The following is a 17,596-nucleotide window of genomic DNA, read 5'->3' as shown; positions in this document are numbered from 1 at the left end:
GAGCATGGGTGTTACGCCAGCTTCGCCAGCCCCTTCCAATCGAACCCGATCCCATGCCCCGGCCGGTCAGGCGCCAGCGCCAGCCCGTCTTTCAGCACCAGCGGATGCTCGATGTACTTGTCGAGCCCGAATCCGTGCGCCTCCAGATAGGATCGGTTCGGGCAGGCCGCGAGCAGGTGCACGGTGACGTCGTGCGCGCCATGACTGGTGACCGGCAGGTTGAACGCCTCCGCCAGCCGCGCGATCTTCATGAACGCGCTGACGCCGCCGCAATTGGTGACGTCGGGCTCCGGATAGGACACCGCGCCGGATGCGATGTAGTTCTTGAACTCCCACAGCGAGCGCAGATTCTCGCCCGCTGCGATCGGCACGCCGCCGGCCTGCATGATGCGCACATGCCCGGCGACGTCGTCGGGAATGATCGGCTCCTCCAGCCAGGTCAGGTCATAGGGCACGAACGCGCGCGCGGCGCGGATGGCTTCCTCGACCGTCCATTTCATGTTGGCGTCCGCCATCAGCGGAAAGCCGTCGCCGAGATGCTGTCGCATCGCCGAGACGCGCGCGACGTCGGACTTGAGCTCGGGCCGGCCGACCTTCATCTTGATGGCGCGAAAGCCCTTGGCGAGATTGCCGTCGGTCTGCTTGAGCAGCGCATCGACGGAGAGATCGAGGTCGATGCCGCCGGCATAGCACGGCACGTGCGCATCGAAGGTGCCGAGCAGGCGGTACAGCGGCAGCTTGGCGCGCCGCGCCTTCAAATCCCACAGCGCGATGTCGAGCGCCGACAGCGCCAGCACCGCCGGCCCGCCGCGCCCGCCATAATGCAGCCCCCACCAGACATGATGCCAGATCGCTTCGGTGCCGTCGGCCTCGTGCCCTTCAACCAACGGCGGGATCTCGCGCTTGAGAATGTCGGCCACAGCCCCGCCATTGCGCCCGACCGTGTAGGTGTAGCCGACGCCCTCGGCGCCATCGGCATCGCGGACGCGGCAGGTGATCAGCTCGAACGCCGTCATGTCGCCATGCGTGGAGTCCGACAGCGCGACGGGGAGGGGGATCCGGTAGAACCCGGTCTCGATGTTTGCGATGCGCGGCATGTAGCCTCCCTGTTTTTTCTTTTGCTTCGTAGGGTGGGTTAGCTAGCGGTTGCGCGAAGCGCAAACGCTGGCGTAACCCACCACTTCTGTTGCCGTGGATGCACACGACTTGGGTTACGCTGACGCTAACCCACCCTACAAACCAAACTCACCGCATCGTCGCGAGTTGCACCGCCAGCGCGCAGGCGCGGTCGTATTCGTCGAGATTGATCCATTCGTCGACCGTGTGCGCCTCGTTCTGGCCGGCGCCGAAGGTCACGGTCGGAACGCCGTGGCGGACCATCCAGTTGGCGTCCAGGCCGCCATTGGCCGCGCGCACGTTCGGGGTGCCGCCGACCGCAGACACCGCCTCGATCGCGCGCTTCACCACAGGCAGGTTCTCCTTCATGCGGAACGGATAATAGTCGGTCTCGGCCTTGAACTTGACCTTGCCGGACTTGCCTTGCGCGTTCGTCACCTTCTTGGCCGCCTTCTCGAACGCGGCCTTGTAGGCCTTGGTGATCTCCTTGAAGAACTTTCCGTCATGGCTGCGGCTCTCGCCGCGCACATGGACGTAGTCGGTGACGACGTTCGTGGCATCGCCCGCGGGGCGGCCTTCGCCGCCGGTGACGGGACCGACATTGCTGGTGCCCTGCTGCTTGCCCTTCACCACCTTGCCGAACCAGCCGCCGGCCTTCACCTCGGCAAGCGCGAGGGCCATGATCATGGTCGAGGAGATGCCGCGCTCCGGCGCGACGCCCGCATGCGAGGCGCGGCCGAAGATCTCGACGGTCCAGCGGTCGGCGCCGACGGCCCCGATCACGACGTTGGAGGCCGAGCCGCCGTCATAGTTGAACGCCATCACCGGCGAGCCGAGCTCGTCGAGCTTGACGTGACGCGCGCCATAGAGCCCGCTCTCCTCGCGCACGCAGAACAGAAGCGTGATCGGCGGATGATCGAGCTTCTGCTTGGCGAGCTCGGCGGCCAGCGTCACCAGCACGCCGCAGCCGCAGCGATTGTCGCCGCCGAGCGCGGTCCTGGCCTCGTTGACGATCTTGCGCCCGGACTTCTTCGGCTTGGCGCCGGCGCACAGCGGCACCGTGTCCATGTGGGTCATGAACATGATCCGCGGCTGGTTGTGCAGCGCGCCGCGGCCGGGCAGGTCGACGATGAGGTTGCCGGTCTCGGTCGGCACAGGAATGCGCGTGTTGGCGTCGTCGAGCCGGATCGCCTTCGCCGGCACGCCGGCCTCCTTCAGCGCGGCCGTGAGCTCCCGCCCGATCGCCGCCTCCTGTCCGGTGACGCCCTCTACAGTGAGGAAGCGCATGAGACGATCGGTGGCGGCTTTGGTGTCGACAGGCATGGACTCGAATTCCCCTTGATGCGGATGGCGGCGCAGCATCCCCTGCGCTTTCGCATTTCGCAAGGGGCTCAGACGCGCTGCGTGTAGATCAAAAAGATCAGCACGCCGAGCGCCAGCGCCGCCGCCATGAACAGCAGCACCGCCGGCAGCCCCGCGAGCGCGGCCACCGCGCCGGTGACGGACTGCATCAGCGCGGTGCCGAGAAAGAAGGCGAGATTGACGGCCGCAAGTGCTTTCCCTGCGACCTGCGCGTCGACGAGCTGCCTCGACATGCCGAAAAGCAGCGGCTGCGCCGAGGTGAAGAGCCCGATCAGCACGAACAATGCCAGATCGTAGGACGGCGGCATGACGTTCACGCCGAACAGCCATGCAACGGCAAAGTGCGGGGCTCCCAGCGCCATCAGCGCGAGCAGCAGCGCCGCGATCGCATGCGTGCCGGCGATCAGCTCGCGGCGGCGGCCGAGCCTGCGGTCGATCATGCCGACCAGCAGCGGGCCTGCGATCATCGCCAGCGTGAAGGCGCCGAGCTGGTTGCCGGCCTCGACCCGCGTCAGTCCCTTGATCTCCATCAGCCAGGGCCCGCCCCACAGGCCGCGCAGCACCAGCGAGCTCGCCAGCGACACCATCGCCAGCGCGATCACGCCGCGCAGCGGCCGCGACAGGCCGAGCCTGACCACATCGATCATCTGCGACAACGGCGAGGACGAGTCCTTGTGCTCGGCCGGCTGGTGCGGCACCAGCACGAAGACCGCGAGCGCGACGAGGATGCCGCCGATCGCGGAGAGCCAGAAACCGGCGCGCCAGCCGTAACTGTCGATCACGAAAGCGAGCGGGCTCGCTGACAGCAGCATGCCGATATTGCCGATCGAGAGGATGGCGCCGGACCACAATCCGAACCGCGCCGCCGACAATTGCTTGGCGGCGAGCGTCATCGGGCACATCAGCATGCCCGAGGTGGCGACGCCGAGCAGCAGCTGCCCGACGGCGAAGCTCTCAGGCCCCGTCGCAAATCCCGAGGCCACCGCGCCGAACACGGTTCCCGCCAGCAGGCCGAGCGAGACCGGCCGCACGCCAAATCGGTCCATCGCCGCGCCGACCGGGATCTGCGAAGCCGCAAAGGCGAAGTGATAGACCGACGTGAGGCTCGCCAGCGCCTGCGGCTCGATGTGGAAATCCGCCGCCATCAGGTCGAGGCTCACCGCCGGAATGGTGCGCAGCAGGGTCGACAGCATGTGGCCGCAGGCGAGCGCGACCAGCGCGAAGATCAGCGCGCGGGTGGCTGTGCCCGCGTCGTTGGCGGCCGTGGTCATGAGCGTCCCGTCCCGAGAAGGTTTTGGGTGGGGTTACATGATCGCGGGGGCGGGCGCCAATGGCGGCAGTGCGACCCCCTCATGCCGGAATGTGGCTTCTCCAGTCGCGACCAGTCGCTTGGCAGGCTCATCCATGTCGCGGCGGTCGTGAACCTGAACGAGCGCCAAGACGTTATGCCGGCAAAACGTGGTATCCTGCAGACCAGGAAGCGCCATGACATGCGGTGGCAGCGGCAATGTCCTCGTCCGAGAGTACAAGTCAGACGACCAGTGACGCGGCCCGCCGGGAGCGGCGAAGGAGCAATTTTCTACTGTTGCTTCTCGCCGTTGGATTTCTCGTCTTCGGCGTCGCAGCGGGTGCACTCTATTACGCGTTGCGGCCGGAGATTCTCCGGATCGCCGTCGGGCCGCCTGGCAGCGACGATTACAAGGTCATTCAGGCGATGGCCGATGCGTTCGGCAGCGAAAGCCGAACTGTCAGGCTGCGTCCGATCAAGGCCGACGGAGCGATGGAAGCTCTCGCCCTGCTTGGGTCTGGCAAGGCCGATCTTGCCGTCGGCCGCGGCGACCTGGACATGCCGGCCGAGGCGCAGACCGTCGCTGTCGTACGCAAGAACTTCGTCGTGCTCTGGGCACCTTCCGGGCTTGCGGGCAAGAGTTCGAAAAGAAAGCCGTCGCCGAAGATCAAGGAGGTCGCCGATCTTTCAGGGCGCCGTGTCGGGGTGATCGGGCGGACGCCGGTGAATCCCGCGCTGCTGCGCGTCATCCTGAGCGCCGCCGGAGTGCAGCCCGACAAGGTCGCCGTGGCGCAGTTCGGCACTGACCAGATCGATGAGCTCGCGCGCGATCTCACCCTCGATGCCTTCATGGCGGTCGGGCCCCTCGACAGCAAGATCACCTCCGATGCCGTTGCCGCAACGGCGCGGGCGCGCGGCGAGCCGAAGTTTCTCGCCATCGAGGCATCGGAAGCGATCGCCATCAAGCATCCCCGGTATGAATCGGAGGAGATTCCACCCAGCATCTTCAATGCGGATCCGGCTTGGCCAGGTGACAAGGTTGAAACTCTCAGCGTCAGCCATCTGATCGTGGCGAGAAAGAGCCTGCCCGAAGCGACGGTCGCCGCGTTTTTCCGTCAGCTCTTTGCCGTTCGCCAGGCGATCGCGAGGCAGGTCCCTGGCGCTGCACACATCACCAAGCCCGACCTCGAGAAGGAGGCTGAGCTGCAGGTCCACCGGGGCGCGGCGGCCGTCATCGACGGCAACGAACGCACGTTTCTCGACCGGTATGGCGACTTTTTCTGGTTCGGGCTCCTGCTTCTCTCTGGAATCGGCTCCGCTGCCGCTTGGTTGCGGCGCTATTTGAACCGCGACGAAAGGGACGACAATACCAGCCATCGCAACCGAATCCTGGCCATGGTTTCCAGCGCGAGGACCGCGGAATCCAATCAGGAGCTTGTGGCATTGCAGCGCGAGGCCGATATTATCATCGCCGAGACGCTCGAATGCTATGATGACGGCGCGATCGAGCAAGAGGAGCTCGCGGCATTCGGACTGGTGCTCGACCTCTTGAGCAATGCCATTGCCGAGAGGCGAACCGCACTGCAACGTACCACCCTCGAAACGGTTCGGGGCGCGGTAGGGAGCCACGGCGTTACGCCGCGGGGATAAAGCGTCGTGGCGCCTCCGTACTGCGCGCGACGGTTGCAGTAATTGCCTCGGCATACTCGTCTTCGTCATCGAGCGCTTCCGTCGGCGGATATAGGAACAAAAAAGACATCGTCTCTCTTACCTCGGTAAGGAGACCTGATCATGCTGTCCTCGAGACCACCGCGGCCCATTCGCACAACGCTCGATCTTGCGAACGCCGGTCAGGTCAAGTCGGTACGCAGGCGCCTTCGCATCACCAATGCCGATCTGGTCAGGATCGTCGACAAGATCGGCAATTCTCTGACGGCCATCGAGAAGGAAGTGGAGCTCGAGAAACTGGCCGCTCAGCAGTGTAATGCCAGGGACGCGACGACGACCCTCGAATGAATCCGAGCCATCACGTCGAAAAGGAGACTTGCGATGAACGGTCTGATCTACCTCATAGGGCTCGTCGTTGTGATCGCGGCCATTCTTTCGTTCTTTGGCTTGCGATGAGCGCTGTGGTCCTGCAGCCCGACGCACCACCGATCCGGTGAAGCAATCTCGCGTGCACCAAAATGGTTGATCCGCACCAGGTCAATACCATCATAGCGACGACGGTCTGCGCGGTCTTCAAGGACCTTCCCGACGCTCAAATCGGAACTGAAGAAGCCAAGCTGCTGGCCAAGCAGATCACGGAAGCGCTGAACGCAGCTGGGCTGCAGATCGTCCCTGTGGATCCGGCGATCAAACGGCCTTAGAGCGTGATGAGATCAGGTTTGATTGCTACAACGTAAGTGCACTCCCTCTCCCGCTCTTGTCCGCCGAAGCCTTGGCGAAGGCGGATGCGGAGAGGGCTCGGGAGAGGGTGTTTTCGCAGTGGGATAGCCCCCGAGAGGAGAAAGCCCTCACCCGCGCCTTCGGCGCGACCTTTCCCGCAAGCGCAAGCGAGAGAGGTTGCACCGAGCCCGCGGCAATCGATTTGACCTAAAGCCATTCCGCTCTAGCTCCATGGCTGCGGCACCGGGCTTTCTGGCTTGAAGCTCCATCAGGCGGGGGCGGCGCTAGATCCGTTCGAAACTATCGACGTTGGTCGTCACGGCGCGCCACCAGTTCAACGGCTCGAGCCTGGCAGGCTCGCCCTCCCTGGCGGCACTCAGCGCCTGGTCGGCGACGACGAACCAGGCGGTCTCCATCTTTCCATGCCGCAACAGCCCCGTGTAGGAAACGACGCGGTCGCCTGTCGCAGACGAGCCCACGGCGACAAAGCCGATGCAATTGCCCCTGTGAAACCCGGTGACCTGCACCGTTTGTCCATAGAAGCCGCTATCTTCGAGCGCCGTCTCGAAAGTGCCTTCGATGCGCCCCTCCGTCTCGCTGATGATGCGTAGGATGGAGCCGAACTGATTTCGCCAGCTGCCGACCCACGACATTCCGGTTCTCCCACGCTCACTTGCCCGGCGCGACGCGCAGCCGGTGCAATCGATGCAGCTCCCCGGCGGCGTCCTTCATCAGGCTGCGCGCCGCCTCTCGCTCCTGGCCGACGATGAACCCAGATGCGAAAGCCTGGGCGCGCCGGTTCGCCGGCGGCGCCGACAACGCCGTCTCCGTCGCCAGCTCGCGATGCGTCATGAAGTCGTTGAGCGATCCCAACGCGGATTGAATCGCCTTCAGCCGGCCGGAGAGGCTTGCGAGCTGCCCCTGGTCGCGATCGCTGTAGAGGCTCACGAAGAAGTCGACGGCATAACGGATCTTCTTGATCCTGATCCGCAACTTGTGGCGTTGCATCGGATCGAGATCGTCCAGATGCTTGCCCTGCTTGCGCGCCTTCCTGATCCGGCGGTCCAGTACCGAGGCGGCGTAAGCAGCAATCGACCGATCGTCATCGGCGCGGGACTGTCCGGTCTCGATCCACTCGAGCACGTCGATCAGCAGGCGGCGATAGCGGGGTGATTCGACCGCCTCGCGGGCGCGCGCGAAGGCGGCCCTCCGCTCCGCGAAAAACTTCTTGGCGATCGCGCGAGCGCCGCGTTTCGGCACGCCCTGATCGGCGATCGGCCGAATGCTTTCATTGAGAAAGACGTCGATCTCGCGTGCCGGCGCCAGCTCGCCCGTGAGCCATTTGAGCTCGGTCTTGATCCGCTCCGTGCTGGCGCGCGGCAGGATGTCGGAGAACAGCGAGATCGCGGCCCGTAAGCGTCGCAGGCCGACGCGCATCTGGTGGACGCCTTCCGAATCCATGTCCCGCACCGGATCGGCATTCGCCGTGATCTGACGCAGCGTCGAATGCGCGATCACGCCGAAGGCTTTGCGCGGCGACAGCTCGTGTGTCAGCTCGATCGGCTCGGCATGCTGCGCGCCCGCGCCGTTTCCCGTCACGAGTTCAAAGCCTCGCTCGGCTTTCGAGCGCAGATCGAGCTCCGCGCCCGTTCTGCGTTCGAGATTGCGCGCCAGCCGGAACAGGTCGGCGGCCTGTCCGGACTTCAATTCCAGTTCGAGCTCAGCCACCGGCCGGGAACGCCGTCCGGCGCCGATGCGGCCGCGGTCGACGGCGAGCTCGATCTGGCTCCGTCGCACCCGCCTTGCTTCAGTCGTGCGGTGGACCTCGGTCCGAAACACCGCCCGCAGCTTGCGCGGAAGTTTCTTGGACGCGAGATCCGCAAGAGGCGTGTTCTTGATCTGCTTGAAGTCGGGCCTTGCGCCTGCGACCTCATGCTCCCATTCGCCGCGCGTCACGGTTCCGGAGCCGCCGGCCTTCACGGTCTGCACATAGCGGTCGCCGACCTTGCGGATGCGGAGCGTGAGACCATGTCGCCTGAGCTTCTGCTTGCTGGTGTCGTAATAGGTCGACACCAGATCCTGCTCCGACCGGTCGCCGCGCTGTCCGTTTAACGCGCCATCGCGCAGGACGGATGACAGCTTTCGTGGCGCAAGGCGGAATTTGAGTTCCGTTTCGGCATTCATCGGGCACGCTTCCGTTGCCCATTCAAAGTGGCGCCACCGCGAGAAGTTCCGTGTGCAACGCGCATTTCGGATGGCGATGCGCGTCGGCCAATTGCCGCGTCCGCCGGTTATGGAAATTCACGGAACTTGCCGCGAGACCGGTCGATTGAGGCGCAGGCTAGAATGAATCCGGTCAGTTCATTGCGGCGGCGGGGGCGGTGGCGAAGGCGGCGATGCTTTCAGCTTCTCGACAATCGAGAGGAATGTCGGGGGCGCCCCGGTCTTCGCGTCGACCGAAAGACCTTCGCCGCACTCGAATGCACGTTCTGCGATCTCGTAGCCGAGTGCTCGATAGCTCTCGAATTGCGATTCCGAGAAGAACTGGTTCAACGTGGTCTCGTGCGGAAAGGTCGCGTGGGCTATCGCATAGCTCAACACACCCATGGGCTCCGTGCCGTGCAGGCCCGACTTGAAATACAGGAGCAGTCCGTTCTGCGAGTCGCCGCCATCGGCCTCACGATAGAGAATGTCGCCGATCGCCCAGTAGGGCGCTTGCTCGGCGGGGGTTGGACGTTCCTTGAAGCGCTTCTTCAGGAGGTCAAGCCCGTCCAGGTCGATGCGTACTCCGAGATCGATCCAGATCTTGCGCAGCGCATTGCCGAGGTCCTCGAAGGAATAATCGGGGTCGCAGCCGGCGTCGCTGACCACGATCACGCGGCAGCGCCGGCGGACCATCTCGTAGAGGCCTAGATTTTCGAAGTGCCCGCCGTCGGTGAGGTAGACCCAGCGCTCGGTCTCGCTGGTCAGTCCGAACATCTCCATGAAGAACGGTCGGAGCGCGTTCGTTGGCTTGACTTCCGAATAGTAGGGATTGTCGCCGCGCGGATTGGCGAGCCACCAGCCGAGCCGCACATTGAACAGCGCCATCAGGAAGGCGACGCCCGGCGAGGAGTTGTAGCCCATGCTCGGACTCACGGCCGCGCCGGAGATCGCCATGGCCGTTCCGAGCGTCAGCTTTCCGCCGTAAGGCTGCGGCTGGTGGGCCGTGGCGTAGGTCGTTCGGTATGCACCGTCCGAAAAGACCGCGCTGCCGCTGCCGCAATGGAGCGGCGAGAACGTGAAGGGCGCGGCCATCCGTTCCTGCCATGCCAGGTTCTTGGATGACACCAGGTTGAGCGCCCCGCTGATGACGTGGAACGGCTTCCATTTGGCCCCTGTCGGCGCGACGCCATGCTCCCAAAGCTCGTGCAGGAGCGGGCTGTCCCGGCCGTCGAAATCCGTAAAGGCGTTCTTCGTCTTGTCACGCTCCTTCTCGTTGCGCGACGCGCCCAGAAAGGCGCGAACCAGCCGATTCCGGTAGAGGCCGTGGAGTGAGTATCGGTTGATGCTGAGGACATGTGCGGCCGCGTAGATCAGCGCGCCGAGCAAGATGCCCGCCAGGAACACCATGGTCCAGGGCATGTGACCGTCTGCGCCGGAGGCAAGCGATCTGAAAGCTGCGTCCCAGCCGATGGACAGCAGAGCGACCAGGACGGCCGCGAAGATCGCCGCGGCGACGGCCGCGATCGTGTTGAGTCCGAGATATTGGCGCAAGCCTGAAATCTGCTCGGCGGCTGTCTTGGTCTTCGAACTCGCTCCGAGGAGGATGGAGAGCAAGCCGGAAAGACCTCCTCCGGCTGCGAGCGAGGGCACGGTTGCACTGCCAATCTGGGTCTCGATCCATCTTGCAGCCGGTGGCGCGCCGAGCACGAGCCCGAACCACACGAGCCAGCCGAGATAGGCCAGCGTGAAGAGCCCGCTCGACCGCGCCTGAAATTCCAGCCCGACATCCACTTCGGACAGGAACTCGGCAAACGAAATATAGGTCACGTCGGCGACGATGCGCGCCAGCACGATCCAGGGTAGCCCGAATACGCAGGCAAAACCCGCCGCCGTGGCGGCGGAGTCGGAGGGGTTGATGCTCCAGAGCAAAATCAGTCCCACGGCGCTCAGCAGACCGAAAGCCGCGCCGGCGACAGCCCAGGCGATCAGCTCCATCCACGGATGCTTGGGGCGCGACTCGGGCGGCGGCCGGGACGATCTCCCGAAGATGATCGTCCACAGGGGCGCCAGCGCCCAGGACGCCAGGAAAAAGATCATGCCAAGGATTGTTCCGCGGATCAGCACCGCCGCGGCCGGATGCTGGTTGTTGAATTTCTCGACAAATTCGAAGCCGCTGACGCGAAGCACATCCGTGAGAGTCTTCAGACCATACGGGCTCCGCAGCACGAGCACCAGCAGTGCGGCTCCGACAAGGAAGGGAGCGAGATCGCACAGGAGAAAGCGGGGCTGCGAGACGTTGATCCAGCCGCGCGCCGGGCGGTTTGCGACGGAGAAGGACAGGGAAACCAACAAGCACAGCGTTGGTATGGCCATCACGACCAGAAACCATATCGACCTTTCCGTGATGCTGTGGGCGTCGATAAGCGCAAAGTAGAGCGCCTTGGTGACGAGCACCGCAAGGATCATCGGAGGGACGAGCAGGATCCAGTTCAGGAACAGATTGCGCAGGACGCTGGCGACATCGCTCCACAGGTCGGGAGAAAGCGACGAGAAGCTTGGAGAGAGGAAGTGCGAGTTGCGCCGAAGGTTGGAAATCGGCTCGGCTTCCTCGTGGTCTCCGAGCGGACCGCGGCTCTCGCGCATGGTGAGTGCTGGAACCACTTTATCCGGCGGGACGCTTGGACCGGCGGTTCCGCAGAGTGGGGGGACAATCAGGGCCTGGCGCCCCTTCTCGCGCTGGCGCTCCTGATACAGCCAGGCCGACAGCCAACTGCCGATATAACCGCCTCCCGATACTGTCGACAGATACTCGAACTGCTTCAGGGCCGAGCCGGCCTTCTCGTTCTTGCGTTTCGACGTGACCTCCAGCGCGGCAATCCTTTGCACGATACCGAGCGCAAACGCCGCGCTGCGGATTCCGCCACCGGACAGGCACAGCGCCCATCGGTCGTCTGCGTTGAAGGTCCGATAGATTTCTAGGAGCTGATCGGGGACCTGCTCGGTCTGTGGCAATGGCCCTGGCGGGATTTCGGAGGAGGCGAGCCGATTTGTAATCGTTAGGTCGAAGGGTAGTATTGAAGAGGGCTCAGACGCTGGCGGTGCCGGGACTGGCGGGGCGCTGGCTGCCGCATCGTTCTCGGTCTTTGGCGGGAATTCCAGAGGATCTCCGCGGAGCGCCCGTCGTTCCTCCCAGAGGACCTGCGCAAGATTCAATGCGCCCATGACACCCTCCCGCTGTTTTTCCGATATCGGTCCAAGCTAGCGATAACGGGAATAACGGGCGTGTGAAGTAATTCACAAACACGCGTAAATTGTTAAGGGGTGAGGCCGTCAGCACGCGCGTCAGGACCGGAGGATGGCAGCCGGCCCCGCTCGTGACAGCGGCATCACTTCAGCTCCTCCAGCAGTCTTTGCGCCTCTTCGAGCAGCAGTCGCTGCTGTCCCGACTCGGCTTTGGCCGCTCGCGTGAACAGGCCGTGCTTCTGTGCGTTCCGGTTTCCTCTCGGCGCCCCTGATCGCCTTGCCCCACCGTGCATGCGACATCGCTGCTTCCCCCGCCTGGCCGGTGCACGGCACGTGCCGCCGTCGCGAGTCCTCGCGCAGCAGCGAGGGCTCGACTGCATCGGTGCCGTGTTGCGGGCGTGGGCGCCGGTCATCGGCTCGGCCCCTGCCTTGCGTCGCTTTGGCCTGTCTCCGCAACGAGCACGCCCGCATGCTGCGTGACGTTGCCCACGATCGCCCGTCCGCCGTCCTGCACCGACAGGTTCTGCACCGTGATTGCGCGCTCGTCGCTGTTACGATGGCGATTCAGCGCTTCGACCTGAGCGGCGAAGGTGCGGGAGAGCCGGGTCAACGCGCGGGCGATGCCCTCCTGCTGCGCGAGATCGTCGGTGCAGGCCAGCCGGCAGGCACAGCGCATCGCCGCCATATGCACCGACACCATCTGCGACACCAGCATGGCCTCGACGGAATCCTTCGGCGCGATGCTCCTGATCGTCGAGATCATGAAGGCGAGGTTGGCTTCGTCGGGCTTCTGCCCGACCGCGCTGGCTTTGACCAATTGCCTCAATATGCCGTGCATCGCGTCGCGGTCGGGGGCGCCGAGCGCCTCGAGCAGCAGCTGCTCGCCGGCTTGCGGGTCGGGATGGCTGATCGCAATGCGCCGCTTGTAGAGTTTGACGCGCGGGTTCGCGGCGGGGGCGCTGCGATCGGATGCCGCGAGCGGCGAAGTGATGGGACGTGAGAGAGCTGTCGTCATGTGCTGTGTCCTTCTGGCGGCGCAGGCGCGAACGGCCGACGGTGCCTTCGCGTGTCCGCGCCCCGCAGCGCAGGCTCGACTGCATTGACGGATGTGATCGCCGGTCATACGCAGGCGCCCTGCGTTGCGTTCGCTAGGGCCGTGTTCGGGCGCCGGACCAACGTCGAGCGGATTGCTCGGCCACACTGCCTGGGCTTACGCGGCAACGATCTTGTCCTGCTCGAAAACGAAATACCGAGGATCTGCAACCGTCTCTCCACTCAAGTTGCGGCTAATCTCCACCGTGACGAGACTATCGCCGGCAAAGGCAGGACTCAGCTCAAGGGTGAGATAATCGAACAGTGCTCGCTCGTGAACGGCAACAACGATCTGTTTGCCTAATTTCTTGGAAAATGTTCGGAGTAGGGCTGCAAATTGCGCAATGTGAACATCGTCCATAGATTGAACCGGATCGTCTAGGATCAGCCAAGGTAATTGAGATGGGACCGATAGATTTAGCGCTAAGAACAGCGTCAATGCTGCTGTATTCAGGTTGCCTTGGCTAAGCATCGCGCCTGGAGGCCCCGAAGATTGTCCAGACCTGTGGAGGGTCTCGAGGATCGCTTCAGCTCTACCATCGTCCTCCGCTGGGAGTCTAAATTGGGGAACAAATTGCTCATTAGGAGCCAATCGGACGAATAGATCACGCCAGACCGTATTGAGAGAGCCACTGAAGACATCGCGTACAATTCCGGTGCGAACTCGGCTAGCGGCCGTAGCAAGGTGTCTGGCAGTGTCTCGAATGTTTCCGATTGAGGTGAAAGTGTCTTTCATGGACCTCTCTCGCTCGGAGAGCTGTCGCGCGCGGTCGATTCTCTCGGAGAGAAGCTGGGTTTCCCGCTCGTATTGACCTAGTTCAGATTCAGCAGTGATGCGCGTTGAAAGGTTCCTTCTAACCGCGGCCTGCTTCGCCAACAATTCGTTATCTGCTTGCTTCAGGCCCTCCTGTAGGCTGGTGAAAGAACCGAGAGGGCGCCCGGTGACTCGTTCTACTGCGGCCTGGATATCGGGCAGTATGGTCGAGGATGAGAGATCCGCCCGACGTGCTTCAATTAGGTTTCGGCGAGCTATTTCAAGCAATTGGAAAAGCTGCGCTCCCACTGTGGCCTCTTCGCGAAGAGCATCTAGCTTGCTTTTGATAGACGTGATGGATGATTGGCGTCGTAACCAATCTACTCGCGCTTCGGCGCTTAGCACCATGCGCTCGGCAGATACTTCATCACGACGTGCGGTAGCTAGTCTTTCACTCTCGGAGGCTCGCTCATTGGCAAGAGCTTGCAATCTACCAGCTTCGCTGGTGAGGTTTGCGATCGTGGCTGCGATGTGGGAGGTCAACGAGCCCTTGTCCAGCTCACTAAAATCGCGGTTACAAACGGGGCACATGTCAGCCTCGACATGTGGCGCTATACCCGCAAGCGCGTTGGCCAAGGTCTTCGCATCCCTTGTTCTTGCCGCAAGAGCGTCATTGATATCCTGAATTCGAGCTGCCGCCCGTTGCGCGGTGGCCTGTGCAGTTGCTAGTACTTTGCTCCCCAGCTCATGTTGATTAAGAAGCCTTTGACAGCGTTCGATCTCAGCTTCGCACCACGCCAATGCCTCGTTCACAAGCGCGCCTATATCCGCGTCGGGACGAGACAATTCCGAATGGAATTTGCGGAGCTCGTCGAGCGCCGCAATAATCTCTGCCCCCTGATCGTTTAGCCATGCGGTATACTCGGATGTAGCTTTTGCTTCCTCTCTTTGCCTCACGGCCAAATCGACTTCAGGACCGCTTTCCCCCAATTTTGCCAACCGCTCGCTTAATGAGTTGAGTTCTGATCTCTCCTGAGTGATTCGAGACAGCTCCATCTCGTCGAATCCCCCTTGCGAAACTTGCTCTCTTAGCGCCCCAACGTTAAAGTTTGGCGGCAGCTCCTCCATCGTTGGGTGCAATTGCATTACAAGATCATTTAGCCGCGTAAGGCGAGCATTGACCGCTTCTTGGGCAGAGAGGATGCCTGTTTGCTCACGCGCGATCTGCTGGTCGAGGCGCTGTAGGGCCGCTTCAAGCTCCCTGTAGGCTGGCGCAATCTTGCGAATTCGCGTCACATTGAACGCGTGGTTAAGCCCATCGACCAAGGCGTCTAACGGATCAAGACGCAGCAATTCGTTGACGAACAGCGTTAGCCTTGAGTTCGTCGTTTTTTTCTGATCGTAGAATTCCAGTAATCGGCCAAGGACGGCCTGTGGCAGATAACAACGCTCCGCGAAAAATCTGGTGTGGACCTCATCTAGAGCTGGCGTCGTGCTGAACGTGCCTGGCTTGAAAGTGACTCTGCCTTCTCCGGATGTGGTTTCAGTCTTTCCACTTGTGGTGAGGTGGATCGAGCCCTCGGCTGTGCCGATATTAGTCAGAAAGTCGTGGTAATTGGACTGATCCTCAAGATGAGCGATCGCTCCTGTCAATCCAAGCTCAAGAGCCGATAGCACGCTGGTCTTGCCCATGCCGTTCGTGCCATGAATCAGAACTACCTGAGCATCAAGTGGCACAACTATTGCTCCACGAATGCTTCGGAAGTTCTGGATGGAGAGTGACTTAAGACCTGGCGTCATGTTTCGGGCCGCCCCTCGTTTAAGGCGTCGTCCGCCAACTCTGCGATTGCCGTCGCAAGAGCCTGCTCAACTGCCTCTTGTCCATCCTCTGCCAGTTGAATGAAGCGATCCATCTGCAAACGCTCGGGCCCTTCCTGTAAACTCTTATTGAGGTTGGTTCGCCAGTCGGCGAGGTGCTCGACGCGGGGCGGGCTCGTGAGTGGCAGTAATACCGCCAGCCAATCTCGTATGGTGTCGATCTCGTCGTAGCTCGGAGCGCCAATAGGGAGCACTCGACAAACCTTGTTGATTGCATTGATGAGATCTTTGTCCGCCTGTCCGGATGTTAGGACTGTTGTGACAGAACGACGAGAACGCAGCACATCTAAAGCGCGAGTGAACGCCAACACAGATCTGATCACGGAGGAATTGTCCGTTATACTTGTCAACTCGATCACGATGACAAGGTCGTTTCCTTTGTCGCTTGCGACCAAAACCTGCGTGAACGTAAATTCTTGAGAGCCAATTTTGACGGGATTTGGTAGGGCGCGATACCGGCCCTCGACTGTTAGAATTTCCAGCACGCGTTCCGTGATTGTCATAGGCCGACCTCGGCTAAGAAGCGCTGACGAATGTCTTCAAGAGATTTTTCATCAGACAATAGCTCGCCAAAGCCGATGTAACGCGGTTCCGCTTTTCCGGTCCTTAGCGAAGCGGAAGGACTCCTTTGCTGCCTAGGAGCAACCTTTCGCGAGCAGATTACCACCACGTCTGGATCGCTCTCATCGAAAGCGCCGGCGTTAAGTAGGCTGCTGATGTTGTCGTCACTAGCTGCGAAGAAGACACGCGCGGTGGCATTTGGAGTGCATATCCGCAAGGCTCCGGATCGCGCATCCGTCGGGTCATCAACGCAGATATCCCATCTTGATCCCTCAACCTCTCGGCCAATTATCGCCAATGCCGCGGCTGCTTCCGCCTGCCCAGTGAAAGCGATCGAGGCATCCTGCTGCATCAAATGCTCGGGGTTTGGACTTATTGGGATGTAGGGACGCGGGCCCGGGAGGCTCTTCCCGCCTCGAAGCTGCTCAGCGAACCGCCCGATGACTTGTGCGATGCTTGTTGCAAATGCATAGCGGTCCGCGTTCCCGAACTTGGCGGCTCTATCGCGCAAGGTCACGATTCCTTCCGCGAGCCGTTGCCGTTCGGTCTTGCTCAGATTTGGTGCTTCCACGCTAGCTGCAAGAGCTGCGACCTTGCCACCCAGGACATCCAAGAGAAGTGCAAGAAGTAGCGCTTTGGAGAAGACGGGCAGCCTGGCGTTGCTGCAAATTTTATCCCGATGGGCCTCGTAGTTCGGCTGATAGGCGCCTTCTAAGATAGACTTTTGCCCATCGGTCAACTCCTGAGCCGAGAAAATGATCGGCGCCGGATCGTCATTCCAGTTCCAACCGTTGGCGCCAAACAATTGTTGAATGTTAGCGTCCTGCGCAGACAATCCCACCATGAGAGTTCGAGAGCGTGCAAGCAACGCTTTCAGCTGATCTCTCATCTGACTGAATTTTGGATTCTGAAACCAGTGTATTATCATTGGTTCGCGAGCCACAAGCAGCGGGCGATAGTTGCTTTCATCTTCGATCGCTCGTCTGGCACACCCATGAAACTTGTACAGCTTTCCGATGGCGGTCGGCCCGCGCAAGTCGCTGCCGGTAACCGCCACCTGGTACGTTTCGTTCGGCCGACCGAGCTCCATCATAGCACTCTCAAGCAAGGCATCCCAATTTGCTGTCGCCAATTCGGATACGGCTCCCTCAAGCACCAGCATTCCTATAACTAAATGCTCGGCGTCCGCTCTTTGAGCCGCGAACGTGCGTTTGAAATCCAAAACGTCCCACAGCAAATAGTCGAGCGGTTTTCCAGAGACCTCTATGCCGAGTACTTTTGAATATTTGTTCCAGAGACGATCTACTATCTCTTTCTGAAGAGGCCAATTCGCGACCGGTACGTTAAAGTCTATCTGCGCGCGCACGTCAGAAGAAAGGTCAGCTAAATCGAGAATTTGCGAGAACGCTTTGCGGTGTGGGCAACCCTCATTCGCCGTTACTAGTTGGCGCAAAGATTCTAATAGTTTGGACAGAACGCCATCCAACCCGACAACTCGCTCGCGAGAAATGGCAGACCCGAGCCATAGCGCATACATTCCGGTCCGGAAGCCCTTTGAGAACTCCTTGAATGACCCTTCGAGCAGCTCAATAGTCTCAAGTATAGATATGGTAGCAGCGGTCGGCAAAGCAATCTCCTTCACGACTACACGCTAGAGTAGTTCGAGAGGTATTTCCATTGCTTTGTATTGACCGCCGCAAGGACGATGG

14 protein-coding genes are annotated in these 17,596 nt (G+C 61.7%); 3 read left to right on the top strand and 11 right to left on the bottom strand.

Annotated elements, in window-relative coordinates; all coding sequences use genetic code 11:
- Positions 1-11: 11 nt before the first annotated feature.
- From ACNJYA_RS27880 to ACNJYA_RS27870, 3 genes are all read right to left on the bottom strand, one after another.
- Entirely contained in the window at positions 12-1,097 is a 1,086-nt protein-coding gene (locus tag ACNJYA_RS27880) for a mandelate racemase/muconate lactonizing enzyme family protein (protein WP_439363916.1), read from the bottom strand.
- A 148-nt stretch (positions 1,098-1,245) separates the two neighbouring features.
- Positions 1,246-2,439, bottom strand: coding sequence for a M20/M25/M40 family metallo-hydrolase (locus tag ACNJYA_RS27875; protein ID WP_439363915.1), 1,194 nt, complete (start codon positions 2,437-2,439; stop codon positions 1,246-1,248).
- A 68-nt stretch (positions 2,440-2,507) separates the two neighbouring features.
- A complete protein-coding gene (locus ACNJYA_RS27870; RefSeq protein ID WP_439363914.1) occupies positions 2,508-3,749 on the bottom strand; it encodes an MFS transporter in 1,242 nt (413 codons plus the stop codon).
- A 236-nt stretch (positions 3,750-3,985) separates the two neighbouring features.
- Between ACNJYA_RS27870 and ACNJYA_RS27865 the strand changes: the two genes are divergently transcribed.
- The 3 genes from ACNJYA_RS27865 to ACNJYA_RS27855 all read left to right on the top strand — a co-directional run bounded on the left by ACNJYA_RS27865 (position 3,986) and on the right by ACNJYA_RS27855 (position 6,135).
- Complete coding sequence (locus ACNJYA_RS27865; RefSeq protein WP_439401047.1) at positions 3,986-5,416, top strand: TAXI family TRAP transporter solute-binding subunit; 1,431 nt, start codon at positions 3,986-3,988, stop codon at positions 5,414-5,416.
- A gap of 141 nt (positions 5,417-5,557) precedes the next feature.
- Positions 5,558-5,782, top strand: a complete 225-nt coding sequence (locus tag ACNJYA_RS27860) for a hypothetical protein (protein WP_172783855.1) — start codon at positions 5,558-5,560, stop codon at positions 5,780-5,782.
- Positions 5,783-5,952: 170 nt separating this feature from the next.
- The gene (locus ACNJYA_RS27855; protein ID WP_172783856.1) at positions 5,953-6,135 is read left to right on the top strand and encodes a hypothetical protein; all 183 of its coding nucleotides are present in this window, start codon (positions 5,953-5,955) and stop codon (positions 6,133-6,135) included.
- Between the two features lie 303 nt (positions 6,136-6,438).
- Here the strand turns inward: ACNJYA_RS27855 and ACNJYA_RS27850 are convergent, their stop codons facing one another.
- The 8 genes from ACNJYA_RS27850 to ACNJYA_RS27815 form a co-directional block, all read right to left on the bottom strand.
- The gene (locus tag ACNJYA_RS27850; protein ID WP_439363912.1) at positions 6,439-6,807 is read right to left on the bottom strand and encodes an avidin/streptavidin family protein; all 369 of its coding nucleotides are present in this window, start codon (positions 6,805-6,807) and stop codon (positions 6,439-6,441) included.
- A 16-nt stretch (positions 6,808-6,823) separates the two neighbouring features.
- Complete coding sequence (locus ACNJYA_RS27845; RefSeq protein WP_439363911.1) at positions 6,824-8,338, bottom strand: CYTH and CHAD domain-containing protein; 1,515 nt, start codon at positions 8,336-8,338, stop codon at positions 6,824-6,826.
- Between the two features lie 177 nt (positions 8,339-8,515).
- Positions 8,516-11,371 (bottom strand): hypothetical protein, encoded by a 2,856-nt coding sequence (locus ACNJYA_RS27840; RefSeq protein WP_439401046.1) that lies wholly within the window; start codon positions 11,369-11,371, stop codon positions 8,516-8,518.
- 374 nt (positions 11,372-11,745) lie between these two features.
- Positions 11,746-11,982, bottom strand: a complete 237-nt coding sequence (locus ACNJYA_RS27835; RefSeq protein WP_439403480.1) for an HGGxSTG domain-containing protein — start codon at positions 11,980-11,982, stop codon at positions 11,746-11,748.
- A 29-nt stretch (positions 11,983-12,011) separates the two neighbouring features.
- Positions 12,012-12,617, bottom strand: a complete 606-nt coding sequence (locus ACNJYA_RS27830) for a hypothetical protein (protein ID WP_439401045.1) — start codon at positions 12,615-12,617, stop codon at positions 12,012-12,014.
- 195 nt (positions 12,618-12,812) lie between these two features.
- Complete coding sequence (locus ACNJYA_RS27825) at positions 12,813-15,248, bottom strand: AAA family ATPase (RefSeq protein WP_439401044.1); 2,436 nt, start codon at positions 15,246-15,248, stop codon at positions 12,813-12,815.
- Positions 15,245-15,829, bottom strand: a complete 585-nt coding sequence (locus tag ACNJYA_RS27820; RefSeq protein WP_439401043.1) for a hypothetical protein — start codon at positions 15,827-15,829, stop codon at positions 15,245-15,247. The genes ACNJYA_RS27825 and ACNJYA_RS27820 overlap by 4 nt, the downstream gene beginning before the upstream one ends.
- The gene (locus ACNJYA_RS27815) at positions 15,826-17,529 is read right to left on the bottom strand and encodes an SIR2 family protein (protein WP_439401042.1); all 1,704 of its coding nucleotides are present in this window, start codon (positions 17,527-17,529) and stop codon (positions 15,826-15,828) included. Before ACNJYA_RS27815 ends, ACNJYA_RS27820 begins: the two co-directional genes overlap by 4 nt.
- Between the last annotated feature and the right edge of the window lie 67 nt (positions 17,530-17,596).

This window comes from Bradyrhizobium sp. BLXBL-01 (genome assembly GCF_051853025.1).
Taxonomy (GTDB): Bacteria; Pseudomonadota; Alphaproteobacteria; order Rhizobiales; family Xanthobacteraceae; genus Bradyrhizobium.
This window is presented reverse-complemented; position numbering and strand designations above follow the sequence as displayed.